This window comes from Martelella sp. K41-7 (assembly GCF_055808365.1).
Window position 1 is genome coordinate 2262445 of the sequence record NZ_CM147867.1, and the last position, 26962, is coordinate 2289406.

At 56.9% G+C, this 26962-nt stretch carries 18 protein-coding genes, 1 tRNA gene and 6 pseudogenes; 11 read left to right on the top strand and 14 right to left on the bottom strand.

Annotation, left to right across the window (positions count from 1 at the left end; genetic code table 11):
• Positions 1–15 precede the first annotated feature (15 nt).
• From AC0L7L_RS10740 to AC0L7L_RS10755, 4 genes and pseudogenes are all read right to left on the bottom strand, one after another.
• A complete protein-coding gene (locus AC0L7L_RS10740) occupies positions 16–2205 on the bottom strand; it encodes a putative bifunctional diguanylate cyclase/phosphodiesterase (RefSeq protein WP_473508953.1) in 2190 nt (729 codons plus the stop codon).
• Positions 2206–2340: 135 nt separating this feature from the next.
• Positions 2341–3168 (bottom strand): annotated as a pseudogene (locus AC0L7L_RS10745) (DNA adenine methylase).
• A gap of 434 nt (positions 3169–3602) precedes the next feature.
• Positions 3603–6356 carry an autotransporter outer membrane beta-barrel domain-containing protein gene (locus AC0L7L_RS10750; RefSeq protein WP_473508955.1) on the bottom strand — a complete coding sequence of 918 codons (2754 nt, stop codon included), beginning with the start codon at positions 6354–6356 and terminating at the stop codon, positions 3603–3605.
• Between the two features lie 354 nt (positions 6357–6710).
• A pseudogene (locus AC0L7L_RS10755) lies at positions 6711–6931 on the bottom strand (LysE family translocator); the annotation flags it as partial.
• 287 nt (positions 6932–7218) lie between these two features.
• Here AC0L7L_RS10755 and AC0L7L_RS10760 point away from each other — a divergent pair.
• The 4 genes and pseudogenes from AC0L7L_RS10760 (at position 7219) to AC0L7L_RS10775 (ending at position 10851) form a co-directional block, all read left to right on the top strand.
• The gene (locus AC0L7L_RS10760) at positions 7219–7698 is read left to right on the top strand and encodes an SEC-C metal-binding domain-containing protein (RefSeq protein WP_473508957.1); all 480 of its coding nucleotides are present in this window, start codon (positions 7219–7221) and stop codon (positions 7696–7698) included.
• Between the two features lie 78 nt (positions 7699–7776).
• Positions 7777–9371, top strand: a pseudogene (gene istA, locus AC0L7L_RS10765) (IS21 family transposase).
• Positions 9368–10128: pseudogene (istB, locus tag AC0L7L_RS10770) on the top strand (IS21-like element helper ATPase IstB). The pseudogenes istA and istB overlap by 4 nt, the downstream one beginning before the upstream one ends.
• 90 nt (positions 10129–10218) lie before the next feature.
• Positions 10219–10851, top strand: a complete 633-nt coding sequence (locus AC0L7L_RS10775; RefSeq protein ID WP_473508959.1) for a tyrosine-type recombinase/integrase — start codon at positions 10219–10221, stop codon at positions 10849–10851.
• Positions 10852–10900: 49 nt separating this feature from the next.
• Here AC0L7L_RS10775 and AC0L7L_RS10780 read toward each other — a convergent pair.
• A tRNA-Pro gene (locus tag AC0L7L_RS10780) sits at positions 10901–10977 on the bottom strand.
• 842 nt (positions 10978–11819) lie between these two features.
• On the opposite strand from AC0L7L_RS10780, the gene AC0L7L_RS10785 reads away from it, so the two are divergent.
• Positions 11820–12737 (top strand): LysR family transcriptional regulator, encoded by a 918-nt coding sequence (locus AC0L7L_RS10785; RefSeq protein WP_272211908.1) that lies wholly within the window; start codon positions 11820–11822, stop codon positions 12735–12737.
• 10 nt (positions 12738–12747) lie between these two features.
• On the opposite strand, the gene AC0L7L_RS10790 is transcribed toward AC0L7L_RS10785, so the two are convergent.
• The 6 genes and pseudogenes from AC0L7L_RS10790 to rhmD all read right to left on the bottom strand — a co-directional run bounded on the left by AC0L7L_RS10790 (position 12748) and on the right by rhmD (position 18432).
• Positions 12748–13587 carry a fumarylacetoacetate hydrolase family protein gene (locus AC0L7L_RS10790; protein ID WP_473508961.1) on the bottom strand — a complete coding sequence of 280 codons (840 nt, stop codon included), beginning with the start codon at positions 13585–13587 and terminating at the stop codon, positions 12748–12750.
• A 22-nt stretch (positions 13588–13609) separates the two neighbouring features.
• Positions 13610–14350 (bottom strand): SDR family NAD(P)-dependent oxidoreductase, encoded by a 741-nt coding sequence (locus AC0L7L_RS10795; RefSeq protein ID WP_272211909.1) that lies wholly within the window; start codon positions 14348–14350, stop codon positions 13610–13612.
• Between the two features lie 28 nt (positions 14351–14378).
• Positions 14379–15656, bottom strand: coding sequence for a TRAP transporter large permease (locus tag AC0L7L_RS10800; protein ID WP_473508963.1), 1278 nt, complete (start codon positions 15654–15656; stop codon positions 14379–14381).
• The gene (locus tag AC0L7L_RS10805; RefSeq protein WP_272211912.1) at positions 15653–16168 is read right to left on the bottom strand and encodes a TRAP transporter small permease; all 516 of its coding nucleotides are present in this window, start codon (positions 16166–16168) and stop codon (positions 15653–15655) included. The genes AC0L7L_RS10800 and AC0L7L_RS10805 overlap by 4 nt, the downstream gene beginning before the upstream one ends.
• A gap of 117 nt (positions 16169–16285) precedes the next feature.
• Positions 16286–17170: pseudogene (gene dctP, locus AC0L7L_RS10810) on the bottom strand (TRAP transporter substrate-binding protein DctP); the annotation flags it as partial.
• A gap of 77 nt (positions 17171–17247) precedes the next feature.
• Positions 17248–18432, bottom strand: coding sequence for an L-rhamnonate dehydratase (gene rhmD, locus AC0L7L_RS10815; protein ID WP_473508965.1), 1185 nt, complete (start codon positions 18430–18432; stop codon positions 17248–17250).
• 352 nt (positions 18433–18784) lie between these two features.
• Between rhmD and AC0L7L_RS10820 the strand changes: the two genes are divergently transcribed.
• The 6 genes and pseudogenes from AC0L7L_RS10820 to AC0L7L_RS10845 all read left to right on the top strand — a co-directional run.
• Entirely contained in the window at positions 18785–19192 is a 408-nt protein-coding gene (locus AC0L7L_RS10820) for a tripartite tricarboxylate transporter substrate-binding protein (protein ID WP_272211916.1), read from the top strand.
• A 16-nt stretch (positions 19193–19208) separates the two neighbouring features.
• Entirely contained in the window at positions 19209–19766 is a 558-nt protein-coding gene (locus AC0L7L_RS10825) for a tripartite tricarboxylate transporter substrate binding protein (RefSeq protein WP_473508967.1), read from the top strand.
• 64 nt (positions 19767–19830) lie between these two features.
• The gene (locus tag AC0L7L_RS10830) at positions 19831–20298 is read left to right on the top strand and encodes a tripartite tricarboxylate transporter TctB family protein (protein ID WP_272211918.1); all 468 of its coding nucleotides are present in this window, start codon (positions 19831–19833) and stop codon (positions 20296–20298) included.
• Between the two features lie 38 nt (positions 20299–20336).
• Positions 20337–21827 (top strand): tripartite tricarboxylate transporter permease, encoded by a 1491-nt coding sequence (locus AC0L7L_RS10835; RefSeq protein ID WP_272211919.1) that lies wholly within the window; start codon positions 20337–20339, stop codon positions 21825–21827.
• Positions 21828–21832: 5 nt separating this feature from the next.
• Entirely contained in the window at positions 21833–22777 is a 945-nt protein-coding gene (locus tag AC0L7L_RS10840; protein WP_473508969.1) for a 2-hydroxyacid dehydrogenase, read from the top strand.
• Between the two features lie 19 nt (positions 22778–22796).
• Positions 22797–23095, top strand: a pseudogene (locus AC0L7L_RS10845) (IS630 family transposase); the annotation flags it as partial.
• Positions 23096–23462: 367 nt separating this feature from the next.
• On the opposite strand, the gene AC0L7L_RS10850 reads toward AC0L7L_RS10845, so the two are convergent.
• Genes AC0L7L_RS10850 through AC0L7L_RS10860 form a run of 3 tightly spaced genes read right to left on the bottom strand, consistent with a single transcriptional unit; the run spans position 23463 to position 26883 of the window.
• The gene (locus AC0L7L_RS10850) at positions 23463–24302 is read right to left on the bottom strand and encodes a polyphosphate kinase 2 family protein (protein ID WP_473508971.1); all 840 of its coding nucleotides are present in this window, start codon (positions 24300–24302) and stop codon (positions 23463–23465) included.
• A 30-nt stretch (positions 24303–24332) separates the two neighbouring features.
• Positions 24333–25397, bottom strand: a complete 1065-nt coding sequence (locus AC0L7L_RS10855) for an HAD-IC family P-type ATPase (RefSeq protein ID WP_272211923.1) — start codon at positions 25395–25397, stop codon at positions 24333–24335.
• Complete coding sequence (locus tag AC0L7L_RS10860) at positions 25285–26883, bottom strand: HAD-IC family P-type ATPase (RefSeq protein ID WP_272211924.1); 1599 nt, start codon at positions 26881–26883, stop codon at positions 25285–25287. The genes AC0L7L_RS10855 and AC0L7L_RS10860 overlap by 113 nt, the downstream gene beginning before the upstream one ends.
• Between the last annotated feature and the right edge of the window lie 79 nt (positions 26884–26962).

The window sequence follows — 26962 nt, forward strand, 5'->3', positions numbered from 1 at the left end:
TGGCCGCTCTTGCACTCAGCTTGGCGAACTGTCGGGAGAGGGAGTGAGCTCAATGTCACGAAGAGGAACAGGCTTCGAATAAAGAAAGCCCTGAAGGCTGTCACAGCCAATCTTGATAAGGCCTGCGTCCTGAAATGACGTTTCAACTCCTTCTGCAGTCGTCTTGAGGCCACTTGCGCGGGCTAGCTCTACAATGGCCCGGATTATAGCTTCATCGCCGGTTTTCTCGCCGAACCCGTGGACGAAGCTTCTGTCGATTTTGATACGGTCGACGTTCAGGGTTCGCAGTCGACCAAGCGACGAGAAGCCAGTCCCGAAATCATCAATCGCGATCTGCACGCCTATTTCACGCAGAGCGTCGAGATTCGCAACAACTGCCGAAGCCTCGTCGGTCGCAGCCGTTTCAGTCACTTCCAGTTCAAGAGCCAGCGGCGACAGCCCGGTGGACAATAGTACATTCTTGACTTTATCAGCGTAACGTTCGTCGCGGAGCTCGACACCGGATACATTGACAGCGACGGACTTCCCTGACCATTTCGTTGCAGCATTGCAGGCTTCCTGCAAAACAAATTCACCGACAGCCTCGATCAGTCCGGTTTCTTCCGCTATGGGAATAAACAACTCGGGAGAGATCAAACCGAATTTCGGATGCTCCCAGCGCAGAAGTGCCTCATACCCTTTAACCTGATGGTCAAGCGCAGAAATAATGGGTTGATAGTGAACCTGAAACTCATTGCCAGCTTTCAGAGCTACACGCATATCCCCTTCCAACTCTTTGCGCCTGCCGAGCAACTGGTCCATATCCTCGGAAAAGAAAGTATATCGACTGCGACCAGAGTTTTTGGAAAAGTACAAGGCAACATCTGCCCTACGAAGCAAGCTGACGCGGTCATTTCCATCTCGTGGCGCCAGCGCCACTCCAACACTCACTCCAACAAAGACCTCTTGACCATCGAGCACAAAAGGCCGGCGGGCAGAATCAACTATGCGCTGGCAGATACCTTCGACTTCTCCCATGCTGGCCTTTCCCCTTAGCATCACGGTAAACTCATCTCCACCGACACGCGCAACGACGTCGCCCTGACGTACGATAGCCTTTAAACGTTGGCCAAATTCGCGAATCAAAGCGTCACCCGAGGGATGACCAAGCGTGTCGTTGACTTGCTTGAACCGATCCAAATCGAGAAAAAGAAGAGCGTTCCCTCCTCCCTTCGCCAACTCTACATCGACATACTCGTTGAAGTAATTTCTGTTGGGAAGTTCGGTCAACGGATCGTGGAGCGCCATGTACCGGATCTGTTCCTCACTCGCCTCCAGCTCTTTTGAACGGTTGTGATACAGGAACAGAGAGAATGCGATTGCACAAAGTGCCAATACAATGAAGGCGGACAAAACCGGTATAAGCTTCGATAGCATCGTTTCACCCGGGTGGTGGGGGTGCCAGACCATGTATCCCAAAACGGATCCGTCAGCCGCAGAAAACGGTAGACTGGAATAGTGCGGCTCATCGCTCGGTGACCACGAAAAATGCAGGTCTTCAAACAGGTAGTCGGTCTTCAACTCTTCGATCAGACTTCCGTCAAGAAAGCGTACAGCCACGTGAACGCTTTCCTCACCGGCTGTCTGTTGGATTTCACCGGTATCGGAAACGATTGGCTTGACGCTGACGAGCGCGGGATGTCCCTGGATGACTGCTAAATCCGACACGCCCGGCGTGAGCACGGTATCGCTCACCTGGCTATCATCGCCTATCCGAAGCTTGTCGCGAAGGGCAAGAACCAAAGGCAGAGCTTCGTCTTCGACCACGCTAAACGCATCCAGAGCCGTCGGTCTGCCGTCTGCAAAAGCGTAAACGGCTTGGTTCTGGGGATCGAGAACATAAGCCTGATCGAGTCCGAAGTACTCGTGCATCCAGGTCCCAAGGTTATTATCCATCCATTCGCTATCACGCGCACGCACCTGCTCGACGGCATCATCCCATACAGTCACACTTTCCTGATTGTGGGCGACATTGAAATGCAATTGAGAAACAACGAGCTGTACTAGACTTGCCTGTCGATCATACGAAACGCGATCGGCCTCCTGACCCGCCCAAATCAAGAGCCCCAAGACACCAAGGCCGATGCAGCCGGCCAACACCAATATTGGCAGGGCGCGCGTGAGAAGGAAGCCTGAGTATTTGAACGTTTGTTTTTTGCTGCGCATTTTCGAAACCTGCCATATAGTCAAAAAACTATGACGAAACATAAGCTTCTGCACAAGCGAATATCTCCAACCATTCTTGTCCGGAGCAACGCACAACGGATCTCGCGCCGCCTGACCGCTCCCGATTTCCCTTCCCTAGCTGAACAGAGGAAGGTTCCGATGTCGGCGAATATCCTTGCCATCCAGAATGACGACCTCGCCCACACCCTTCTGCGCACCACTTCCGACCGTATAGTCGAGGCTTACATTGGCAAACAGGAAAGCCGAGAAGATTTCCCGCACTTCCGTTCAATCGTTCAGCGACAGGATGAACCGGCCCCTGATCCCCGCAAGCCGTTCCGCCATCTCGGCAAAGTCGGCGCGTTTGAAGCTGTCCTTGCTGTAATCCGTCTCGCAGCCGTAATAGGGCGGATGAAGGTAGAACAAGGCCCCTTCCCTGTCATAGCGGTCGATGAAGGCGCGCCAGTCGAGGTTTTCGATGACGACACCGGAAAGGCGCTCATGGATTTCCTCGAGGATCGGCCCCAGCCGCGTCAGGTCGAAGCGGGCCGGCCCGTGGCGTTCGACGCCAAAACTGCGACCCGTGACTTTACCGCCGAAGGCCAGGCGCTGCAGATAGAGAAACCGTGCAGAACGCTCAAGGTCTGTGAGCGTAGCCGGATCTGTCGCGGTCAACCGTTCGAACTCACGTCTGGACGTGAGCTGGAACTTCATCACTTCCATGAACTGCGGATAGTGCCGCTGCAGGATCCGGAAGAGCGTGATCACGTCGCCGGAATAGTCGTTGATGATTTCGCAGCGGGCGGCGAGTGAACGGCGGAAGAACACACCGCCCATGCCGACAAAAGGCTCGGCATAGAGATCATGCGGGGTCTGTTCGATAATGGAGGAAACGCGCTTGGCGAGACGTTTTTTGCCACCAAGATAGGCGGCCGGCGGCGACACGGGCCGCACCGAGATCATTCCTTGCATTGTGGGATATGTCCGAATCTGCCACACACCGCGTCGCCTGCGCAGGCAACCGGGTGCGGTGAGGATTCTTAGTGCTTACCGGACGGGACTAGGTTTGGCGACTGTGACCCGTCGTTTGCAGCCTTGGCGGGCTGCAGGCCACCCGGGATCCGGGCAGAGAAAAAGGCCGGTGAAGTGTTCGCTTCACCGGCCTATTCAATTTGTAAAAATACCAAATGCTATATAGCGCCATGAGTTCATAGCTACGACCGAATGGGCGCGCCTTCCTGCCCGGCAGAAACGGGGCCGTTTTCGCTCAGTCCGGTTTTGGTTTGAAAATAGAGAAAGCCGACATTCGCTATCTTATCAATTTCAGACTTTCGCTCTTCGGGGCTGGCTTGACCGCTTCGCGCCTTTTACGGACGATTCGCATGCCGTCGCCGTTTTCAGAAGCTCCAGCTCAACGTGCCCCGAACTTCATTCTGTCGTGAATCGCTGGCGAACTGGCCGACATAGGAAATGCCGGCTGTCAGCGAATCGCTGATCTTAAAGTCGGCGCCGATATCGACCAGCGCCGAATTCTTGGACAACGGCACGCCGCTTGCGGTGAACGATGAGCCGCCGATTGCTGCAAAGCTCATGGCTGTGCTCGGGGTCAGGTCACCGAAGGCGTATTGCCATGCGAGCGATGCGCGAGGCGTGAACACAGCCCCGTTTTGCATCGCAAAGTCTTGTGCGATCCGGATGCCAAGTGTGCCGTAGCCGACATTCGAATTGGAACTATCGCCGGTAAGCCCGGCCGTGCCGCTCTCGGTGAAGCCATTGGTGTTGAGGTGCGCCCAGGCAAGACCCGCGAACGGTTCAAGCGCCAAGTCCTCAATCGCCATTCCGTAGCCAACCTCGCCAAACACCTGGGTAAGCCCTGCGTTGAACTGACCGTCGGTGCCGGTAACAAGCCCGGGAAGCTGAATGCCGCGCGAAGTATTCACGTCGCTGAAGGTGTAGCTTACGCCGCCGCGCACGTTCACGCCGTCAAAGCTCGTCCCCGCGTAGGCGGCAATAACACCGCTATCGGTGTCAGCCGAACTGTTCACGCCGTCGATGGTGCTGTTGGAATGAGAGTAGCCGAGGGCCACGCCTGCATAGCTGTTCGGACCGAACTTCGCGTCGATACCGGTCACAATCCCGCCAAGCGAGGTGTCGAAGTTCGAGGCATTGCCGTCGCTGTCGTAGCTGCCCCAGCTACCGTAACCCGTTCCCCACACGGCAAATCCGGAACCGCTATCATCGAAAAGTTCGATACCGTTTGCTGCATCGGCGGGCGCACTGCTGTAGTTGGTCGCCAGACTGCCGGGGTTGGCATCGCCGCCATTGCCCAGCGTTGCCAAGGGTCCCGTCGCGTTGCCGTAATTGAGCGCGCGCAACCGATCCAAAACCGCCTGACGTGTGAACTGCCCTTCGTTGATGAGGACAGACTGCTGGCTGGCATAGATTTCGCCGGACAGCGAGCCAAGCGCCGCCGCCAATTGGCTGCCGGGCAGGCTGTAGATGCTGTTCAGCGCATCTGCCGTCGCGTTTCCGGCGGTCGCCAGGGTGCCGTTGTTGAAGGCTGTGTCCACTGCGCCGCCAACGGCGGACTGGTTGGCCGTGAGACCGGTCTGCGCAGCCATCTGCGATGTCAGGTCGAGCGTGACACTGTTGTCGGTGTAGTCTAGCGCGGTGGCCACGTAACCCGGCAGGCCGGGCGTCGTCAGGGTGCTAAAGGTGCCGGTAATCTCTTCTGTGGCAGCGAAGAGATCGTAGCTGTTGACCAGCGTGGACGTCTGGAACGGAACCTCGAGCGTGCCGCCAAGCCGGGCTGTGCCCGTCAGGCCGAATTTGTCGTTGCCGTCCTCGCCGACGCGCAGCGACAGCGTGCCGGCCTCAGTTTGCGAATAGATGCCGCTGAGGAGATGGGTGACTGGCACCCCGTTGCCGCTGACGCCGATCCAGCCGCTATTCTCGAACCGCTTCGCGGGCCCCGCCGTGGCGGCAATGCGTCCGTCGATGATACCGGTGTTGACGATAACGGTGCCAAAGCTGTCCGGCCCGACGCGCAGGGCATCGGCCACAGCGGGCGCGCTCAAGTTACCGTAGTTCAGGAACGTGCCGTAGACGCCGTGCAGTTCGACCGCAGCACCCGCCAGGCCGGTGGCAGTCACAGTGCCGTTATTGGTCAGCACGCCATATGTTTCGCCGCGCATGCCGATGCCGCCATTGCCGGTCATGCTGATGGCGCCGTCGTTGATGATGTCGTCGCCCTTGCGGCCGGAAAGCGCCGCGTCGCCGTCAACGGCTGAGGACAGCGAGCCGGTGTTGCGGATCGGATTATAGATCCCCGAAACCGTCGCGACATAGCCGTTCGGTGCCGTGTCGCCGGGCATCAGATAGATGCCGACCACGGTGTCGCCGTAGGCCGAGTTGGAAGACACCACATTGGCACCGGGAATGTTGAGCTCGTACCAACTGGGGATGCCGAGAGCGTTTACATGCAGGATGCCGGCATGCAACGCGCCATCCGGCGTCACCCAGTTTGCCACCATATTGTACTCGCCGGAGCGACCAGCGCTGGTGATACCTTCCAGATGCGTGATGATCGCTCCGGGATGGTCGTAGGTCGTCCAGTTGTCTGTGACGGTGTTGTAGAGATAGCCATGCTCGAAACCTATGCCGCCGCCGATGCCGACGTCGGCATAGCCGCCGGCGATCATGTCGCCATAGACGCCATAGGCGGTGGTGCTGACGGCGCCGGGCTTGTTGTTGGTGACATAGGCGCCGGTGCTGATCGTGTAGATCATCGCATTGCCGGTGGCGAGCCGGGTGTCGTAGTTGCCGACCAGGGTATCGCCGAACGTGCTGTGGGCGATCGTGTAGAGCGTGGGATTGCCCGCTGCGCTCGGGTAGACCAGCTCGGTGATCTGTTTGCCCGGAGCGGCGGCTGCGTCATAGAGATAGCTGAGATCATATGGCGTTGAAGCCTCGGTGATATAGCTACCCACCGTGCGGAGCACGCCGCCCTGGTTGCCGAAGCTCGGCCCATAGGGTGACGAGCCGATGGCATTCGGATAGTTGACGCCGTTTTCCGTCGCGACCGGCATGGCAGACCACGCGCCTGAGCTTGTGTTGTAAAGCAGGCCGCCGGTAGCGGTGGTGCCAGGCACCACGTAATTACCGACAATTGTATTTCCGCGAATTCCAGTGAGGAATGTCCCGCTGGTCCCGAAATTCAGCGTTTTGTAGGGCGTCGGTTCTTGCGCTTGGGCATCCAGGGAGGCTCCCAAAAACGCTAGGAAGCCGAGCGGCAAAGCGCATGATGAGAGTAAGCGCGCGTACATTTTATTTTTATTCACAATATCTCCTTGCGATGAAAAAATAAACTAAGGGTCGGCTAAAATAGCATATGTAAAAATACTGTATACTGGAATTCTAATTTTCGGCGAAAACTGCATATCAAGCTTATTTTTACGACCTGACTTGCCTTGGGAAAATCCTTCGGAATGGATTAGAGACCGGTACCACAGGAGGAAGAGGGCAGCGGCAAACCGGATGGCGTCATAGGCGTAGGGAACCGCTAGAACGAGGGCGGTGATGCTGAAGGTCGCGCAGACCATGTAGACGACAAAGCCAAGTGCGACGCCACCGAGCGCGAGGTCAGGTAAACCATGTTGGATCCGGGCATCATGACCATCCCGGTCGCGATCAGCGCGAAGGCAAATCGGGAATGAAGTTCGGGCATCGGCATCTTCCACAATCGAGAAAATGTTGCTCAGACGCGCGGCGCGAGCCGCTCACGTTCCCCAATGGCGCTCCATCTTCACCGTCATCCGCGCGCCGTCATTCCGACGAGAGCCGCCTGCGCCGCGACGAGCGCCGGATGCAGGTTGACCCGCAACACCTCGTCGAGCGTATCGATGGCAATGATATGGATCATATCGATTCTTGGAGAGATAGTTTGACGGATCAGATAAATGAGACGCTATACAATACAGCCTGAGAAAACGCGAAGAAACAGATGAGATTAGGATGACGAAAGGTAGGGATCGGAATGCCCCCTGCTGGTGCGGCTCTGGCAAAAAATACAAGAAGTGCCACCTCGACAGAGATGGTCAGCCGAAGGAAAACCCTTGGGCTGCCGTTGACGCGAACCGGAGAGCTTTCACGCAGAAGAAATGCTGCGCGCACGGCGTCGGCTTGGGCCCTTGCGGAGGTGGTGTGATCAAAGCTCACACCGTCTCGCGCGGGCCGAACCTGGCCAAGATCGCCAAGCGTGGCCATGTGCTGCACTACACTGCGAGCATTCCAGAAATGAAGAAAAACGGCGGAAGGCTGGCGGTGGAGAAGATCGGCATCAAGGACGCATCGGTTTTTCATGGCTTCTGCCGCAAGCACGATCAGGAGCTCTTCTCCTGTGTAGAGAATGAACCTTTTGCCGGTCGACCAGACCAGTGCCTTGCTGTTGTGAGAACGGCGGTGCAAAAGTCGGCCACGAAAGCGGCGGAATAATTCGTCCGCGGGCGGAGTAAAATCCGGCCACCTATCTTCCTTCTGCAATGAGCGCAGGAGGGACAGAGGATTTACACCGTGGATCTTTATCTGAAGGTTCGTCTGGCCGTCTCGGAAGGGATGAGCCGGCGTCAGGCAGCCAAACACTTCAACATATCCCGCGACAGCGTAGCGAAGATGCTGTCGTATTCGACGCCACCTGGCTATCAGCGACAATCACCAGTCCGGCGGCCGAAGCTGGACGCGTTCGTTTCGACGATCGACCACTGGTTGGATGAAGACAGACACGTGCCGCGCAAACAGCGCCATACGGCCAAGCGTGTTTTCGACCGGCTTTGTGATGAGTGCGGGTTCACCGGCGGCTATACGATTATCAAGGACTATATCCGGGAGCGGGAACAGCGCCGTCAGGAAGTGTTCGTGCCGCTTTCTCATCCGCCCGGCCATGCGCAGGCGGATTTCGGTGAGGCGACGGTGGTGATCGGCGGTGTCGAGCAGAAAGCCCGGTTCTTTGTGCTCGACCTTCCGCATAGCGACGGCTGCTACGTGCGGGCTTATCCGGCGGCGGTGGCCGAGGCCTGGATTGATGGCCACGTCCATGCGTTCGCCTTCTTCGGGGCCGTGCCGCAATCGATCGTCTATGACAATGATCGCTGCCTTGTGGCGAGGATCCTGCCTGACGGCACGCGTAAGCGGGCAACACTGTTCAGCGGGTTCCTGTCCCACTACCTGATCCGGGATCGCTATGGCCGCCCCGGCAAGGGCAATGACAAGGGTAACGTCGAGGGCCTTGTCGGTTATGCCCGGCGTAACTTCATGGTCCCCATCCCGCAGTTTGCGACCTGGGATGCGTTCAATGCCTTTCTGGAAGAACAGTGCCGGAAGCGCCAATGTGACAGGCTGCGCGGTGAGAGCGAGACGATCGGTGAACGGCTGCAGCGCGATCTGGCGGCTATGCGCCCCTTGCCGGCGTCGCCCTTCGATGCCTGCGATCAGGCCAGCGCCAGGGTCACGGCCCAGTCTCTCGTTCGCTACAAAACCCGCGCATCGGCCAGGAGATCGGGAACGATTTCCGTTCGGAACGATGCGCATATTCAAAGTGCCGGATCGTCGCGTGCGCGAAGAGCGCACGGCGATCCGGTGACTATTCCGTGCCTGTCGCCTACGGTCATCAGGACGTTTGGGTTCGAGGCTATGTCGACAAGGTGGTGATTGGTTGCCGCGGCGAGATCATCGCCCGCCATCCCAGGAGCTGGGATCGGGAAGATGTCATCTTCGACCCTGTTCATTACCTGCCGCTGATCGAACAGAAGATCAATGCGCTGGATCAGGCGGCCCCTCTGCAGGGCTGGGCTCTGCCGGAGGAGTTTGCGACACTGTGCCGGCTGATGGAAGGCCGCATGGCAAAGCATGGCCGGCGAGAATACGTACAGGTTCTTCGTCTGCTGGAAAGCTTCGATATGGCTGACCTGCATGCGGCGATCAAGCAAGCCCTGCAACTCGGGGCGATTGGCTTCGACGCCGTCAAACATCTGATTCTTTGCCGGATAGAGCGCCGGCCGCCGCGACTGGATCTGTCGATTTATCCCTACCTGCCGAGAGCAACCGTCGAGACGACATCGGCGAAGGCGTATATGGGCCTCCTGTCATCGGGGAAGGGAGAAGCGGCATGAGCACCGAAGCACCCGAGATCCTGCTTGCCCACGACCTCAAGAGCCTGAAGCTGCCGACCTTCCAGCGGGAGTATCAGAAACTGGCCCGGCTTTGCGCCACCGAGGGCGTCGACCACATCGGGTACCTCAGCCGGCTTGCCGAGCGGGAAATGGTCGAACGGGATCGTCGCAAGGTCGAGCGGCGTATCAAGGCAGCCAAATTCCCGGTCGTCAAAAGCCTCGACAGTTTCGACTTTGCCGCCATCCCGAAGCTCAACAAGATGCAGGTGCTGGAGCTGGCCCGCTGCGAATGGATCGAGCGTCGCGAGAACGTCATCGCTCTCGGCCCCAGCGGAACCGGGAAGACGCACATAGCGCTCGCCCTCGGCCTTTCAGCCTGCCAGAAGGGCCTGTCCGTTGGCTTCACCACAGCCGCAGCCATGGTCTCAGCGAGATGATGGAAGCCCGTGACGAGCGGCGCCTCTTGCGTTTCCAGAAGCAGATGGCAGGGTACAAGTTGCTGATCATCGACGAACTCGGCTTCGTGCCGCTCTCCAAGACTGGCGCGGAACTGCTGTTCGAGTTGATCTCGCAACGTTATGAGCGGGGCGCCACCCTGATCACCAGCAATTTGCCCTTTGATGAATGGACCGAAATCATGGGATCCGAGCGCCTGACCGGCGCTCTGCTCGACCGCGTCACGCACCATGTCAACATTCTCGAAATGAATGGCGACAGCTATCGTCTCGCCCAAAGCCGTGCCCGAAAGGCCAGCTGAAACCCTTCAAAATCGCTACGCAGGTATGAGGCCCCCGCTCGGGCTACGCCCTCCCGCGGGCCTCATACCTGCGCCCGAGGTGGCCGACTTTTGCTCCGCCCCGTGGCCGGTTTTTACGCCGCCGTTGACAGGCATCCGCTTGAACATGTCGAAAAAATCAGCGACGGATCGCGCCGCGATGTAATCTGGACCGATGACGAAATTGAGAATTTCAAAAGTGTGGCATCCGAGCCGCTTGTCCGCGCCATGATGCTCGCATTGTGGACCGGTCAGCGCCAGGGAGATTTGCTCAAGCTCACATGGTCAGCTTATGACGGCCAATCGATATATTTAAGGCAGGGGAAAACCGGGGCACACGTTCGCGTCAAAACATCAAAGGCACTGCGAGAATGTCTCGACAGCGCACCGCGAAGTGATGCTGTTACGATCCTCACAAACAGCCGAGGAAAGCCATGGACAAGCGGTTTCAAATCGTCCTGGCGCAAGGCGGCGGCTTCTGCTGGCATCGAAGGGAAGACATTCCATGACTTACGCGGAACATTCATCACGCTTGCCTATCGGAATGGCGCGTCAATCAAAGAAATTGCCGAGGTCTCTGGTCACGCCGAAAAGGACGCTGAGAGCATCATTCGCAAGCACTACCTCGTGTCCGGGGCTGCCGTCGAAAAGATCGAAAGCAGAACACAAATTGTAAACCGAGCTAAAAAGAGTAAACCATTGTAGTTTTGAAAAAGGTAACGCGGGGCCAAGATTTTGAAATCGTTTGGTTAAATGGTCGGGGTGGCGGGATTCGAACCCACGACCCCTTGACCCCCAGTCAAGTGCGCTACCGGGCTGCGCTACACCCCGACCAGCCATAACGGCCCGTTCCCATTAGACTTTCGAAATTCCGCGCGCAAGGGGGAATTTGGATTTATGAAACAAAAACGGAAAATTTGTTCTCAAATGCAGATATCGGGAACAAAAGCCCCCGGTTTGTTCGATTAGTGTTTCAACAGTCGATACACCTCCTGTGACAGCCGAAAGAAAAATGAAACCCCAAGACGCGCACCAGACTGTCGTGAAATCAATATGTTAGCCTAAAAGTGAGGACTTTTCACTTCTTGCGTTTGTTGCCGTTTCTATGGCCGGCGCCACCTCATTTCATGAAGATGCGGACTGATTACGGTTGCCCAACCGTGGGCACCAGCCAAATAGAACTCCAGCATGTAACGCATCATGCTTCCGGCGTGACCAGTTCGGCCTCTTCAGCTTCTGACGCCTATTGTGAATGAATCGCGCCGGCCTGACGAAAGCGTCAGGATCGCTTTTGATGGTGACTTCCGCCGCGGCGGTGGAAAACGTGACCATCTATCGTCCTTCTGCAATGAGCGCAGAAGGAACAGAGGATCTCCGCCGTCCACACTCACCAACTCACATCACGATACATATTTTGTATCACATCTGTGCGTCGATCAATTAACTGGATACAGAATCCATATTCAGTCGTATCACGCCGCCTCTCGCTCCGACGGGCCTTATCGATCTGATTGCAATCCCGAGTCACACAGCAGCGCCCTGACGCTGATAATTCACAGAGCTTGTCCCCACATGTTATGGCGTTGGCTGGACATGTCGCCATTTTGAAGTCATCAAACGGGATATGAAATTCTGCCTGCCACTGGGTCAGGCACCGAGGAGAGCCGTATCTCATGGATCGTAATTTCGCGGCAAAGCTGCGCCTGAAGCAGTTGACGGTCGTCACGGCACTCGCCGACACAGGCAACATGCACCGAGCTGCCGAGACACTGGGCATGACTCAGTCGACAGCGTCGAAGATTCTGAAGGATCTCGAGGGACTTCTCGGTGCAGCGCTCTTTGTGCGAGAACCGCGTGGCATGACGCCGACGGATATGGGCTATGACGTGGCCGATTTTGCGCGCTCCATCCTTGTCAGGATCGACCGCTTTTCAGAAGATTTTGAAGCGAAGATATCGGGCGGCCATGGACTTCTTGTGGTCGGTGCCATCATGGGTGCGGCCCCGGATCTGATTGCAAGTTCTGTGGCCGCAATGAAGGCGGAGCGCCCTCGCCTGGTTATCAGACTGCTTGGTGAAACCAGTGACCAGATCCTCGATATGCTCGAAGACGGCACTATCGACGTCGCTGTGGGACGTTTCAGCACCTCGCGCCACTGGCAGCTTTTTGACTTCGAACCGCTTGGCGAAGAACCCTTGCGCCTAGTTGCGCGGGCCGACCACCCACTCACCGGTCGCGACGACATCACACTGCAGGAGCTTCATGCCTGGCCTTGGATCATGCAGCCCGGCATCAATCCGACGCGGAAGCTTCTCGACAGGGCATTTGCAGAACATGGTCTGGGCGCGCCGGTCAACTATGTCGAATCTGCCTCGATTTTCGCCATTCTTCAGCTCCTGCAAAGTAGCGATGCCGTGGCAGTGTTGCCAATCTCGGTCGTGCGGGATCACATCAACGCAAACCTTCTGTCAGCTCTTCATGACCCGATCGGCAAACAAATTGATGGCTTCGGCATTGTTCGAAGGCGCAATGAGCCTCTCTCCCCCAATGCCGAAGTCTTTGTCGGAAAGCTCCGCTCAATCGTGGCTTGAACGGAGTATATCAGGCACGGCCGACGCTCTGCTGCTGCTCGCCAAGCCCTTCAATGCCAAGCCTTATGATCTCCCCGCCCGAAAGGTAAACCGGTGGCTTCAACCCCATGCCGACGCCGGGGGGCGTGCCGGTTGAGATGATATCTCCCGGCTGAAGGGACATGAACTGGCTGATATAGGAGACAAGATGGCGGACCCCGAAAACCATGGTGCGAGTGGAGCCGTCCTGGTGCCGTTTTCCGTCCACTTCCAGCCACATCTTCAGATTTTGCGGATCGCCGATCTCGTCGGCGGTCACAAGCCAGGGGCCTATAGGACCGAACGTATCGGCACTTTTTCCCTTCACCCACTGCCCCGAACGCTCGATCTGAAAGCTTCTTTCGGAGACATCATTGACAACGCAATAGCCGGCGACGTGGTCCATCGCCTCGTCCTCGGAGAGGTAAACGCCGCCCTTCCCGATCACGACGCCCAATTCGACCTCCCAATCGCATTTATCAGAACCGCGAGGCACCAGGACCTCATCATAGGGGCCGCAAATGGCGCTTGTTGATTTCATGAAGATGACAGGCTCATCCGGCACGGCCATGCCGCTTTCCGCAGCATGGTCGGCATAGTTGAGGCCAACGCAGATGAATTTTCCAACCCGCCCGACGCAAGGTCCGATCCGGTCTTCTGCCAGAAGCGGCAGAGATTGCGGATCGATATCCGCAAGCCGCCTTAGCGCTTCAGGCGTGATCGCATCACCTGCAATATCGGCAGTGTGGGCGGAGAAATCGCGCGCATTCCCTTCTGCATCCAGTATCGCGGGCTTCTCGTGACCCGGCTGCCCTACTCTTAATAGCTTCATGTCTTTTCTTCCGTTTGAGGGATCAATATGTTGCGCGACCACCGGAAAGGTCGAATACGCCGCCGGTTGTGAAACTGTTGTCCTCTGAAGCAAGCCAGACAATCATTGCGGCAGCCTCATCGACTTCCAGAAAGCGACCGCGCGGAATTTTCGACAGCATGTAGTCGATATGCTGCTGCGTCATCTGATCAAAAATCCGGGTTCTCGCCGCTGCGGGCGTAACGCAATTGACCGAGATATTCTTGTCGGCCGTTTCCTTGCCTAGCGATTTCGTTAGCGCGATAACGCCAGCTTTGGAAGCCGAGTAGGCACAGGCATTGGGATTGCCCTCTTTGCCGGCAATCGAAGCAATATTGACGATACGCCCGTATCCCCGCTCGATCATACCCGAAACAATTGTCCGGTTCAGATAGAAGACGCCGTTCAGGTTGATGTCCATCACGCGCAGCCATTCCTGCGGATCATACTCCCGAACCTGTGCGTTTGCTCCGGCAATACCTGCACAGGCGATGAGAACATCAATTCCGCCAATGGCGTCTTCAGTGTCTCGCGTCACCTTCTCCACGGCCGACAGATCTCGCTGATCGACAAGCCGAAAATCGCAGCCGAGTTCGCCGGCAGCCTGTCTGCCTATGGCGTCGTCCACGTCCCAGATCGAGACTTTTGCGCCGCCGATAACCATCCTTTTTGCAACGGCCAGCCCTATTCCCTGGGCGCCACCGGTAATGACCGCCACACGGTCTTTCAGATCAATAATGTTCATGAACTCCTCCTTGAGATATTTTTTACCTTCAGCGCGACAATGCATTCGGGATGAAAAGCGTGATCTGCGGCAGATAGGTGATAGCGATAAGCCCGATCAGAATGATCCCGAAATAGGGCAGGAACGGTCTTAGCACCCTGGCATAGCTGACATTGGCAATCCGGCAGGCCAGAAGCAGAATAATGGCCACCGGCGGGGTTATGGAGCCAAGCAGCACACTGATGATCGTCACGATGGCAAAATGGATCGGATCAATCCCGTAGGCCGCACCGAGGGGTGCCAGCATCGGCGTAACCAAAATCAGAGCCGAAATGGTTTCAACGAACATGCCTAGAACCAGCAAGGCGAACACAATCAGCCCCAGAGCGATGTATTTGTTGTCAGTCAGCGAAGTCAGCGCCGCTGCAAGCTGTGCAGGAAATCCTTCGCGGGCAATGATCCATGAGAACAGTGCCGCACCGCCGAGAATGATCAGGATCGACGAGGTCGAGACCGCAGATTCGCGAAAAAAGCGCCAAGAATTTGCAAACCGGAGCTGACCGGTGAAGACGCCATAAATCAGGGCGTAGACGACGGCCAGAATACCGGCCTCCGTGGCGGTGAAGATACCAGACTGAATACCACCGATAATCAGAAGCGGCAGGACAAGAGCAGGCGCTGCCTTCTTCAGGCTCATGAGTATTTCATAAAATCCCGCCCGTTCATGCCGCTTGCCCCCCAGTTCATCTGCCTTCCACCATGTGAAGGCCATAAGAAGTCCGGCAATAACCAGACCCGGCAGGATACCAGCCAGAAACAGAGTGCCGATCGAGAGCCCGGTCATGGCACCATAGAGAACCATCAGCAGGCTTGGTGGAATAATCGGGCCCAGAATGGCCGATGCAGCCGTGATGACAACCGCGGATTCAGGCTTGTAGCCCTCACGCTTCATCGCCGGCAGCAGCATGGAGCCGATGGCAGCGACATCAGCGGCGGCGGAACCGGAAATGCCGGAAAACATAAGGCTGGTCAGAATATTGACCTGCCCCAGACCGCCCCGGACATGACCGACCAATGCCGTGGCAAACCGCACGATTGCGTGGGTAATGCCGGAGACGTTCATCAGATTGCCGGCCAGAATAAACAGTGGGATGGCCAGAAGAGGGAAGCTGTCAAGCGAAGAGAAGAAACGCTGCGGCAAGATCAGCAACGGCACGCCCTGCAAGCCGAGAATGATGGCAACCGCTGACAACCCCATAGCAAAGGAGATCGGAACGCCGATAATCAAAAGCAGAATAAAGACGGCGAACAGCAAAAGGACGGTCACTCTTCGTCTCCTTCATTATCGCTTAAGCCGATGGGCAAGAACGAATGGCCGGGCCTGATCAAAAGAGCGATAGCGCCCAGAGCAGCTCCGATCGGGATGGGCGCGTACATCCAGGCTCTGGAGAGTCCCAGCGTGGGAGACGAAAACGCCGCCGAACGGGCTGTGAACAGGTAACCTTGCCAAGCCAGCACCAGCAAAAAGACGATGCCAAGGGTAGAGGCCAGCCGACCGCGCCAGAATTCCATCTCCGCAGACAGCGAAATCATGTCCACAATAATTTCCTCCCGGTAGTAGAGCACCACCGGAAGACCAAGCATGACCGACCAGACGAGGAGAATCCGCACGACCTCCTCCGTCCAGAAAAAGCTCGGCCCGGGAGCAAACCGATCCAAGACCTGAAGAAAAACGAGAAACATCATCACTGCGAAGACGATGACCATCAACGCAGCAACGGCGTTGATGGTCAGATCGGCAACGCGACGCGGGGCGGCGCCCCGGCTGCGCATTGTCATTGTTACTCTCCGTCGGCAGCCCGGATCGCCGCTACAACATCAGTGGCATTCGCCTTTTCTGCAAAACTGTCCTGGACCGGGACAAGGGCTGCCCGGAAAGGTGCAAGATCGAACTCATTGATCGTGAGACCGGTCTCAGCCAGCTTTTCGAACCATGCGGCTTCACGTTCGGGTGATTCCTTGCGCTGAAGAACGGCCACGTCTTCTGCTGCTGTCAGAAGAATTTCGCGCTGGTCGTCATTAAGGCTGTCAAGAAATGACTTGTTGGAGACGAATGAACCGTCAAACAGAATATGCCGTGTCATGTTGAGATTGTCGGTCACCTCATACATCTTCTGAATGTAGCCAACCTCCGGCGTCCCCTCCATTGCGGAGACAACGCCAGTCTGAAGTGCTGTGTAGATTTCCGGTGAGGGAATTGGCGTTGGCTGCGCATTCAGCGCACGAAACGTTTCAATAAAAACGGGACTTTCCGGCACGCGAGATCTTGATGCCGTCGAAAGCTTCAGGCGTGTCGAACACCTTGCCCTTGGAATATGTGTCACGGTAGCCCGCGAGAATCCAATTCATGACCACAAGGCCGGTTGCCTGTTCGAGTTCATCGGCAAGCCCTGTCCCGACCTCACCGGTCACGACATTGGTCCAGTGCTCACGCCCGTCATAGAGATAGGGAAGCGTCAGCACACCGAAGGCCGGCACATAATTGGCGTAAAGGCCGCTCTCACCGTAACCCATTTCCAATGTACCCATCTGAACGGATTCAATGATCTCCCTTTGCCCGCCCATCTGGCCGGCGGGAACGACAACAACCTTGAGCTCACCATCGCTCCGCTCATCAACCAATTCGGCAAAGCGTGTCGCCGCGATATGCTGCTCGGAGGTCTCTGGCAGGTGATGCGCCAGACGAATGGTTGTCTGCGCAGATGCCTGGCTTCCCAATGCCGCTGCCGCGGCAAGACCAAGGGTAAGTTTGCCGAAAGTACGGCGCTTCATCATAGACATGGGTAATCTCCTCCTCTGTTACCCCGTGCACGATCTTTTGCTGCCCCTTCCTGTTTGAAAGAGGCAGTAGACGTCATTCAGTGCGTGTATGGCCTTTCGAGATTGATCTCCTGCGAGAGGGTCACGCCAAAGCCCGGTTTATCCAGCTCCGAAACCTTCAACCGACCGCCAGCCGGCACCGGCTCGCCTTCGAGCATCGGTGTGAACATCGGAACCACCTTGTCTGCTGCCGGCGCCATCATCAGGAATTCGGCAAATGGGCTGTTCTGGCGTGTGCAAACGAAGTGGTAGCTGTAGACACTTGATCCATGCGGCACTACGAGCTTTCCGTGCGCATCCGCAAGGGACGAAATCTTCAGAAGTTCGGTCAGGCCTCCACACCAACCAACGTCCGGTTGGATCAGATCGCAGCAGTCCATCTCCATCAGCAAACGGAAACCCCATCTGGTCGCCTCATGCTCACCGGTTGTAACAAGCATGCCGCGAGGAACATTCTTCTTCAGTTCCGCGTAGCCCCAATAGTCATCAGGCGGAAGCGCCTCTTCAATCCACTTGAGCCCGAATTCGTGAGCGGCAACGGCAAGCTTGGTCGCATAGTTCACATCCAGGCTCATCCAGCAGTCAAACATCAGCCAGAAGTCTTCGCCCACCGCGTTACGCATCTGCTCGAGCCGCTGAAGTTCCGCACGAACGCCTTCGGCTCCCTGTGCCGGACCATGGCGCAGTGCCATTTTTCCGCCGATAAAGCCCATTTCCTTTGCCAGATCAGGTCGCGCGCCCGTTGCATAGAAACGGATTTCGTCGCGAACCGCGCCACCGATCATCGCGTGCACCGGCTCCTGCCTGACCTGCCCCAGCAGATCCCACAACGCCAGATCAACGCCTGAGATAGCGTTCAGAACAATGCCTCGACGCCCGTAATAGAGCGTCCCATTATACATCTGGTCCCACATCAGCTCGATATCGGTCACCTTGCGACCTTCGAGGAATCGCGCCAGATGTCTTTCGATGATAAAGGCGGCAGGCTCTCCGCCGGTCGTAACCGCAAAGCCATAATGTCCACCGTCTGTGTCGATCTCGACAACGACCGTTCCGAGGACATTAATTCCGAACGACTGGCGACTTTTCCGATAGGCGGGATACTTCGACATCGGAGTCGAAATATTGTCGTCAATCCAGTGTCCTTCGCCCTGATCATGATAGTCAGCGCCGCCCCCGCGGACGACAGACGCCCGAACGTGCTTGATTACAGCAGTTTCCATAAACTCCTCCGAAACTCGTTGCAGCGATACCTTTTCTCAAGTCATCGCTGGCTCCCGAGATATGGCTAGCGATGTTGGGCCATTCTGAAAAATGAATTATTTGCCATGATCGATCGAGAAACACGATCATGCACCCGCAGACCTTGCCGTCACCCTGAATACGTGCGCGACCGCACGCTCAACCAGAGAGCGATCACGAAACACGATCAGTGGGAGCAATCTTTTCATCGCAGAAGTATCATTCCGCAAATGACATTCATCAGGCATTGTGTTTGTGTTGCCGCGGAGCTGAAACAACACGGAGGAGGACGTCCGTTGTCTCATAGCTCAGGCTTAATTCGGGAGGATTACTATGAAGAGGCGCACTTTCGTCGCCGCTGCAGCAACAGCTGCGGCATTAATGACCTGCGTAAACAGCGTTCAGGCCGCAGATTATCCCTCACGACCGATACAGATGATCGTGCCCTGGGGAGCTGGCGGCGGAACGGATGCTGTCGGGCGGATCATCGCGTCGGTCATGCAGGAAGACCTGGGCGTTCCGATCAATGTCGTCAACCGCACAGGAGGGTCCGGCGTGGTCGGACACTCGACTATCGCCACAGCCAAGCCGGATGGCTACACGATCGGCATTGCGACCGTTGAGATTGGCATGCTGCACTGGCAGGGCCTTACGGACATGTCCTACAAGGACTTCGACATTCTCGGCATCGTCAATCAGGATCCTGCCGGTATCAGCGTTCTCGTCCAGCTCGGACTTTGACACGGCAGCCGACCTGATGGCGGCAATCAAGAGCCAGCCTGCAGGAACGTTCAAGGCCTCTGGCACCGCACAGGGTGGCATCTGGCATATTGCACTTGCAGGGCTGATGCTTGATCAGGGACTGCCCGCAGATCAGGTAACCTGGGTTCCCAGCAAGGGTTCCGCTCCCGCCCTCACCGACATGGTGGCCGGTGGTGTTGACATGGTGACATCCTCGCTTGGCGAGGGGGAGGCCATGATCCGGGCCGACCGCGTCAAGGCTCTGGCGACGATGTCAAAGGACAGGTTGCCGACATTCCCGGATGTGCCAACACTGAAAGAGGCGATCGGCTCGGACTGGACGATGGCGGCATGGCGCGGCGTGTTCGCTCCTGCCGGATTGCCGGATGACGTCAATGCACGTCTCTCGGAGGCCGTCAAAAAGGCCTATGACAGCCCGGAATACAAAAAGTTCATGGAAGGACGCGGTCAGGGCATGGTCTGGATGTCGGGGCAAGACGCCATCGATTTTGTCGCCAATTCTGACGCTTCGATGGGCAAAGTCATGAAAGCGGCTGGCCTCACGGCAGAATGAGAGGCTATCACCCTTCAGTGCTCGGGCGCGGAACCTTTCCGCGCCCCTCTTCGGGAACTCGCTCATGAAAGCCAACACATTCCTCCTCGGAATTGTCATGCTCTTTGCGGGACTGGCTGTATTCGCCTCGTCCTGGATGTTTTCTCCATTGCCAAACCAGTCCTATGGCTCCGACACAATGCCCCGCGTTGTCGGAGTTTTCGGTATTCTCATAGCATTGGCACTGCTCATCGAAGCGCGGCATGAAGGACAGCATGCGCCACGCCTCGAAATTCTGGAGTGGCTCAGGGATCCACGTCGCGTTGCCGGCATGCTGGCGACTGTTGCCGGTGTGCTCGCCTATGTTCTGCTGTCGGACAAGTTCGGCTTCCTGGGCGTGGCATTTCCGCTGGTATTTGCCCTGATGGTGCTTGCCAAAACGCGCGTTCTCGTGGCGTTGCCAACGGCAGCAGCGGCGGCTGTCGCCGTCTATCTGATTTTCGGGCGATTGCTGATGGTGCCCCTTCCGGGCCCGGATTTTCTTCGTTTCTAGCATGATAGCGGCAGGTTCTGCCGACAGGAAGGTGTGTGATGTCGGTCTATCTTGATGCGTTCGCACTGGTGTTTCAGCCCAACGTGCTGATGGTGATATTGGCTTCTGCCGTATTTGGAATGTTTGTTGGGGCTATACCGGGACTGACCGCGACAATGGCAACGGCCCTCCTGGTCCCCCTCACCTTCTTTATGGATCCTGTTCCGGCGCTGGCATCGATTGTCACGGCAACGGCTATGGCGATTTTTTCGGGCGACATTTCCGGTACGCTTTTGCGGATGCCGGGAACGCCGGCTTCAGCGGCTTATGTTGAAGATGCCTACAAGATGACGCAGCAGGGGCGCAGCAACGAAGCGCTCGGCGCCTGTCTTTTCTTCTCGGTCATCGGTGGAATTTTCGGGACACTCGTCCTCGCGCTCGCAGCGCCGCAACTTGCAGAAGTTGCCCTGAAATTCTCATCTTTCGAATATTTCTGGCTGGTATTGCTTGGCCTGTCCTGCGCCGTCTTCGTCGCCCCCGGTTCTGCCACGCTTGGCCTTATCTCCCTGTTTGTGGGCCTCACGGCTTCCCTGATCGGACAGAACAACCCAACCGCGGAAGCACGTTACACATTCGGTTCCATAGAGCTTCTCGCGGGAATTCAGTTCATCCCTGCCATGATCGGACTTTTCGCGATGACGGAAGTGATTCGCTATTATGTTCATCCGGGAAAGTCACGTCAGCCGCCACCGGTTCGCGGACAAATCATACGCCCACAACTGGCAAATCTGAGACGGTATAAGTTTCAGGTTTTAAGAGGCGCCTCACTGGGCACCGCAATCGGCGCACTGCCGGGAGCGGGTGCTGATATCGCGGCGTGGATCTCATATGCGGTCTCCAAGAAATTGTCCCGCACGCCCGAGAAGTACGGCAAGGGACATGTTGAAGGGATCGTCGAAGCCGGCTCTTCCAACAATGGCGCCGTTTCAGGGGCCTGGATACCCGCTCTCGTATTCGGCATTCCAGGCGATTCCATTACAGCAATTGTGATCGGCGTTCTCTATGTGAAGGGTATCAATCCTGGCCCCACAATCTTCCTGTTCCAACCGGAGATGATCTACGCGGTCTTTCTTGTATTCCTTCTTGCCAATCTGGTCATGCTACCACTTGGATGGCTGGCCATTCGGGCTGCCAGCCAGGTCCTGTCGGTTCCGCAAAAGATACTGATGCCCATTATTCTGCTGTTCTGCATCACCGGCTCTTTTGCGATCAACAACTCGGTTGCCGGCATCCTCATCATGCTGGTGTTCGGACTGATCGGTTTCGTCATGGAAGAGAATGATATTCCCATTGCGCCGGCCATTCTTGGCATCGTGCTTGGTCCAATGCTGGAGGACAATTTTGTGACATCGATGATCAAGAGCGATGGCAACTTCCTTGGGTTCTTCGAGCGCCCCATCGCCGCCGGGCTCGGCATCGCGGTTATCGCAATCTGGTTTCTTCCCTTGCTGATGCGCCGCCTCAAACGCAATTCCACAACAGAGGCCTAGAGAACATGGCTAAACCGAACATTCTTCAGATGGGGCCACCGGCCAGCAACAATATGACCGCGCTTCTCGAAGAGGACTTTGCCGTGCACCGGTACTGGGAAGCGGAAGACAAGCCGGAGCTCCTGCGCAAACTTGCTCCAGACCTTCGCTACATTGCAACAACCGGCCATCAAGGACCTGATGCAAACGTGATTCAGGCGCTGCCCAGACTGGAGCTTATCGCTTCATTTGGCGTCGGCTATGACGGAATTGATGTCGGGGCGGCGCGTACTGCTGGCATCCATGTCACAAACACGCCCGACGTTCTGAACGATTGCGTGGCGGAAATGACCCTCGGTCTGATGCTGTCGCTAGCGCGAGACTTGCCGAATGCCGACCGTTATGTTCGCGAAGGGCACTGGGCTGATGCCCAATATCCCATGCAGGATGAGCTGACAGGGCGCACCGCCGGCATTCTGGGCCTCGGGCGGATCGGCAAGGAAGTTGCGAGGCGGCTGCAGGCTTTCAACATGCGCGTGGTCTATAACGGGCGAAACCAGCAGTCCTACGAGCCCTACCCCTTCTATTCAAGCCTGAAGGAAATGGCCAAAGCCTGTGACTGGCTGATCGTTATCGCGCCAGGTTCTAACGACACAAGACATCTCGTCAATGCCGACATTCTCGAGGCACTTGGCAAAGACGGCTGGCTTGTCAATGTCGGCCGGGGAACTGTGGTCGATGAAGCAGCACTAGCAACCGCGCTTCAGAGCAAGCAGATCCGCGGCGCGGCTCTCGATGTTTTCGAGAATGAACCGCATCCGCATCCAGGTCTGCTCGCTCTGGAAAATATTGTGTTTTCACCCCACGCAGGGAGTGCCACAAACCGTACACGAGACCGGATGGCTGAAGCGGTAGCCAGAAACCTGAAAGCTCATTTGCGCGGGGATCCGCTGCCAAATGCAGTTGTATAAAAAATTCTGTCAACGCGAAGCTGCGGCAAACGTGAACCGTTGGCGGAGCCTCCATGCACAGCAAGGCGATGCTCCACCTTGCCCTGGGCGGTGACCGCAAGTCCCACAAGACCCAAGCCCATGCCGACCTGATCATGTCATGGCGCGGCAAGAACAGAGAGTGCACCCTGTTTGAACGTCGTGATGCTCTTGCTATCCATGGCGTTGCGATCAGCAACTCGGCACGTCATCGTTTCCTCATTCGCCACGGCCAGACACACAAAAAGGATGGGCCGTGCCGTAGAGCAAGTTCGCCCGGATATTCTGGGGCAACGTCAGCGCTGACCTTAATCCGATGGAAAAGTCATTCTCGAAATTGAAGGCGCTTTTATGCAAGGTGGCCCAAACGAACTGTCGGTGGTCTCCGGGATCGGATCGGAACCTCGATCGATCTCGTCGCAACAAAAGAAGCGCCCAATTACGTCAACTCATGCGTAGACGCGGCCAACATGAAGAGCAAACGCGGTCTAGTGGAGTGAATTTGACATTTGTGTCTCGTTTCAGCGACCTCGTCCATCAAAAGTCAAACTCTAAAATTCCACTAGAAAACATATACTTGCTGGTGGTCCCTATGATTCCAACATTTGCTGATGAGGTCGCAGCGAGGGGAACCAAATGTTGGAATCAGACCACTAGCGCTGATCGCCTATGATGAACCATTGCGGACGGCATGATGATAACGGCGATGGATCTCGTTGAGATCGACACTCGGCTGTGGGGTTTCGATCTTCATATCGATTAGGGTCTGATGGATAATCTCGGCAGCCGCCAGGTTTCGGAACCATTTGCGATTGGCAGGCAGCACATACCACGGCGCGTGATCCGTCGAACATTTCGACAGCATATCCTCATAGGCACCGATATAATCGTCCCAGCGTTCCCGTTCGGAATAGTCCGAGGCGGAGATCTTCCACTGGCGTTCCTTGTCCTCCAGGCGTTTTTCGAACCGGTCCAGCTGCTCGTCCTTGGAGATATAGAGGAAGAACTTGACGATGCTGACACCGTTTTCGGCCAGGAACTCCTCGAAATGGTTGATCTGGCGATAGCGTTTCGACCAGACATGCTCCGGCACGAGATTGTGGACGCGGGCCACCAGAACGTCCTCGTAATGCGACCGGTTGAAGACCCCGACCTGCCCCAGCGCCGGCGTGCGCTGATGCACGCGCCATAGGAAATCATGCGCCTTTTCGGTATCCGTCGGCTGCTTGAAACTGGCGACATAGGTGCCCTGCGGGTTCATCGCCCGGATCACATGCCAGCAGACGCCGTCCTTGCCTGCCGCGTCAATGCCCTGCAGCACGACCAGAAGGGCGTGCCTTTTTTCGGCATAGAGCTTTTCCTGAAGCGGCGTGATTTCATCGAGAACGTCAGCCAGCGCATCCTTGCCTGCCGCCTTGTCTTCGATGTTACCATGAAATGACGGGTCTATGTCGGCAAGCCGGACCGTGCTTCCCGGCTTGATCTTCAGTTTGTCGCGAAAATCCATTGGCTTGCCTCCCAGCAATATCAACCCAAACTAACGGAACAGTCGCTCGTTGACCACATCAATGGACATGGCCCGTCGGGCACTGCGGTTCTCTAGCACATGATCTATGCCGATCCTCACAAGTCCGATGATGAACAACCACACAATCAGGTAAACCCAGACGAAGCCGATAAGTTTCCACGGGATTTGCGGAACGAGAATACCGAAGCCACACATCAAAACGGCAACAAGCTGTGTTGCAAGGATCGCGATGACCAGAGGCCTGGCCGGATAGGGCTTTTTCATGAACCAGTTTTCCTTGCGGCTGACCAGCATCAGAAGATGCCCGCCGGCAATCAGCTGCAGGAACATCATCGATTGCAGATGGGACTGATCTGTCAGGCCCAGTCCCGGCCAGCGCGCAGGCTCCGACAGCACCTCCATCCCCATCAGCAACAGACCGAAGGACTGAACGATTGAGGCAAAGCCGAGAACCGCCGAAACGGCGAGGAGATGCGGCATGCGCCATCGGATCGGCTGTTCGGAAACGCTGGTATTGTCGTAGGCCACCGTCATGATCGGAATATCATCGAGCAGTGACATCAGCACGATCATGATCGGCGTCAGCGGCTGAAAGCCGAGGAAGATCGTCGAGAGCACGACGAGGAACATGATGTCCATCGTCAACGCCACGCGATAAATCGTGTAGCTGGTGATCCGCCCGAAAATCCGGCGGGCCTCGTCGATGGCATTCTGGATCACGGAAAGCCCCGGCGCAGTCAGGATCAGCGCGGCTGCACCCCGGGCAGCATCCGTGGCACCGGATACGGCAATGCCGCAATCGGCCTGTTTGAGCGCCGGTGCATCGTTGACTCCGTCACCAGTCATGGCCACAAGGTGCCCGTTTTTCTGGAAGGTCTTGACGATGGCGTATTTGTGCTCCGGAAAAACCCGCGCAAATCCATCGGCGGTGAGGATCCGGTTGGCGATCGGACCGGGCACATTATCCGGATCCATATCTTTCGGAAACACGTCCGCTGCAGTAAGGATATTGGTACCGAGACCGAGCTGGCGCGCTGTTTCCATTGCAATCGCGGTGTCGTCGCCGGTGATCATCTTCACCTCTACGCCCTTGGCGCGGACATTCGCGATGGTCTGTTTCGAGATCATCGCGCGGCGGGTCGAACATCGGCAGAATACCGAGAAGCGTCCAGCTGTCGCCACCGTCATCGGACCGGGCAACGGCAAGCGCGCGATAGCCTTTGGCGCCGAGTTCGGCAACCTGAGAGTCGACTTCTGCTGCGATAGTCTGTCCTGCGCCGGCAAGCGCAACGATGGCATGCGGCGCGCCCTTCGATGTCAGGAACGACCGCCCGTCAGGTCCGCTCACCGTCGCTTCCGTCCGCTTGGAGACCGGATCAAACGGCGTGAACTTGCCGACCGTATACTGACCGAGAACAGACGCGTCGGGCAATGCGCCAATCACAGCCCCATCAATCGCGTCACCATCTTCAGCCCGCGAGGCGAGCGCCCCCGCCAGAACAATATTCCCGGGTGCCGCATTACCAATCGGAATGGGCGCACCGAGCGTCAGAATATTCTTCGTCAACGTTCCGGTCTTGTCGGAGCACAGGATGTCCGCTCCCGCCATTTCATCGATGGAGGAGAGCCGGGAGACGATGGCCTTCTCCTTGGAAAGGGCAAGCGCGCCGAGCGCCATCGTGATCGAAAACACCGCCGGCATGGCCACCGGAATGGAGGCGACCAGCAGCACCAGCACGAATTGCAGAATGCCGAGCGCGTCGGCAAGCCCCCAGGTGTCGGACTTGACGATATCGACATAGACCTGAACGGCGACCATGATCAGCGCCAGCACGACGGCCACCACAATCAGGAAATTGCCGATCTGAAACATGGCTTTCTGAGCCTGGCTGACAGCGCCAGCCCCCGCCACCAGCTTTGCAGTACGGCCGAAAAAGGTCTCGGAGCCGGTAGAGGTGACCACACCGGCCATCTCGCCCTGCTTCACAACACTTCCCGAATAGGCGGTATCTCCCACCTTCTTGTTGACCGGCAACGATTCGCCCGTCAACGCGGCCTGGTCTATCGAGGCATACTCTCCGGATACCAGTCGCACATCGGCGGGAACGATGCCGCCAAGTCGTATTTTGATGATGTCACCGGGAACAAGGCTGGCCGCGTCTACGACCGAAAATGCTCCGTCGCGTAAGACGGTTGCCTGTGGGGCAAGCGAATTCTTCAGCGCCGAAAGTGCGCTGGTCGCCTTTCTGTCCTGATAGAACTCCAGGCCAGCATTGAAGACGAGAAGGCCGAAAATAATGAAAAAGTCGCCCCAATCGCCGAGGATCAACGAGACAAGGGCCGCAGCCTCGATCATGAATGCAATCGGACCGACGAAATGTCCCGCGAGTTTCTTCAGAAGGCTGGTCTTTTCCTCTGGCAATGCGTTTGGACCATAATGGGAAAGCCGCTCCCCTGCCTCGGCCTGGGACAATCCGCGCTGCGCGTCGACCTTAAGCGCCGCAAGGACAGCTTCGACCGGCATGTTCTCCATGTCCTGGGTTCGTGCATTCTCTGCCATCATTGTTCTCCAACATCGACGGTTGCCGCATAAGGATCACCGGTCGCGATGCGCATACAGGTCGCGAAAACCACGCCCG

Excerpts from the sequence above, each read along its gene's own strand:
- AC0L7L_RS10835 (WP_272211919.1), top strand. The coding sequence starts at position 20,337 with ATGTCGGTCTATCTTGATGCGTTCGCACTGGTGTTTCAGCCCAACGTG.
- AC0L7L_RS10785 (WP_272211908.1), top strand. The coding sequence starts at position 11,820 with ATGGATCGTAATTTCGCGGCAAAGCTGCGCCTGAAGCAGTTGACGGTC.
- AC0L7L_RS10760 (WP_473508957.1), top strand. The coding sequence starts at position 7,219 with ATGACGAAAGGTAGGGATCGGAATGCCCCCTGCTGGTGCGGCTCTGGC.
- AC0L7L_RS10855 (WP_272211923.1), bottom strand. The coding sequence starts at position 25,397 with ATGATCACCGGCGACGACACCGCGATTGCAATGGAAACAGCGCGCCAG.
- rhmD (WP_473508965.1), bottom strand. The coding sequence starts at position 18,432 with ATGGAAACTGCTGTAATCAAGCACGTTCGGGCGTCTGTCGTCCGCGGG.
- AC0L7L_RS10830 (WP_272211918.1), top strand. The coding sequence starts at position 19,831 with ATGAAAGCCAACACATTCCTCCTCGGAATTGTCATGCTCTTTGCGGGA.
- AC0L7L_RS10825 (WP_473508967.1), top strand. The coding sequence starts at position 19,209 with ATGGCGGCAATCAAGAGCCAGCCTGCAGGAACGTTCAAGGCCTCTGGC.
- AC0L7L_RS10790 (WP_473508961.1), bottom strand. The coding sequence starts at position 13,587 with ATGAAGCTATTAAGAGTAGGGCAGCCGGGTCACGAGAAGCCCGCGATA.
- AC0L7L_RS10740 (WP_473508953.1), bottom strand. The coding sequence starts at position 2,205 with ATGCGCAGCAAAAAACAAACGTTCAAATACTCAGGCTTCCTTCTCACG.
- AC0L7L_RS10805 (WP_272211912.1), bottom strand. The coding sequence starts at position 16,168 with ATGACAATGCGCAGCCGGGGCGCCGCCCCGCGTCGCGTTGCCGATCTG.
- AC0L7L_RS10840 (WP_473508969.1), top strand. The coding sequence starts at position 21,833 with ATGGCTAAACCGAACATTCTTCAGATGGGGCCACCGGCCAGCAACAAT.
- AC0L7L_RS10850 (WP_473508971.1), bottom strand. The coding sequence starts at position 24,302 with ATGGATTTTCGCGACAAACTGAAGATCAAGCCGGGAAGCACGGTCCGG.
- AC0L7L_RS10795 (WP_272211909.1), bottom strand. The coding sequence starts at position 14,350 with ATGAACATTATTGATCTGAAAGACCGTGTGGCGGTCATTACCGGTGGC.
- AC0L7L_RS10820 (WP_272211916.1), top strand. The coding sequence starts at position 18,785 with ATGAAGAGGCGCACTTTCGTCGCCGCTGCAGCAACAGCTGCGGCATTA.
- AC0L7L_RS10860 (WP_272211924.1), bottom strand. The coding sequence starts at position 26,883 with ATGGCAGAGAATGCACGAACCCAGGACATGGAGAACATGCCGGTCGAA.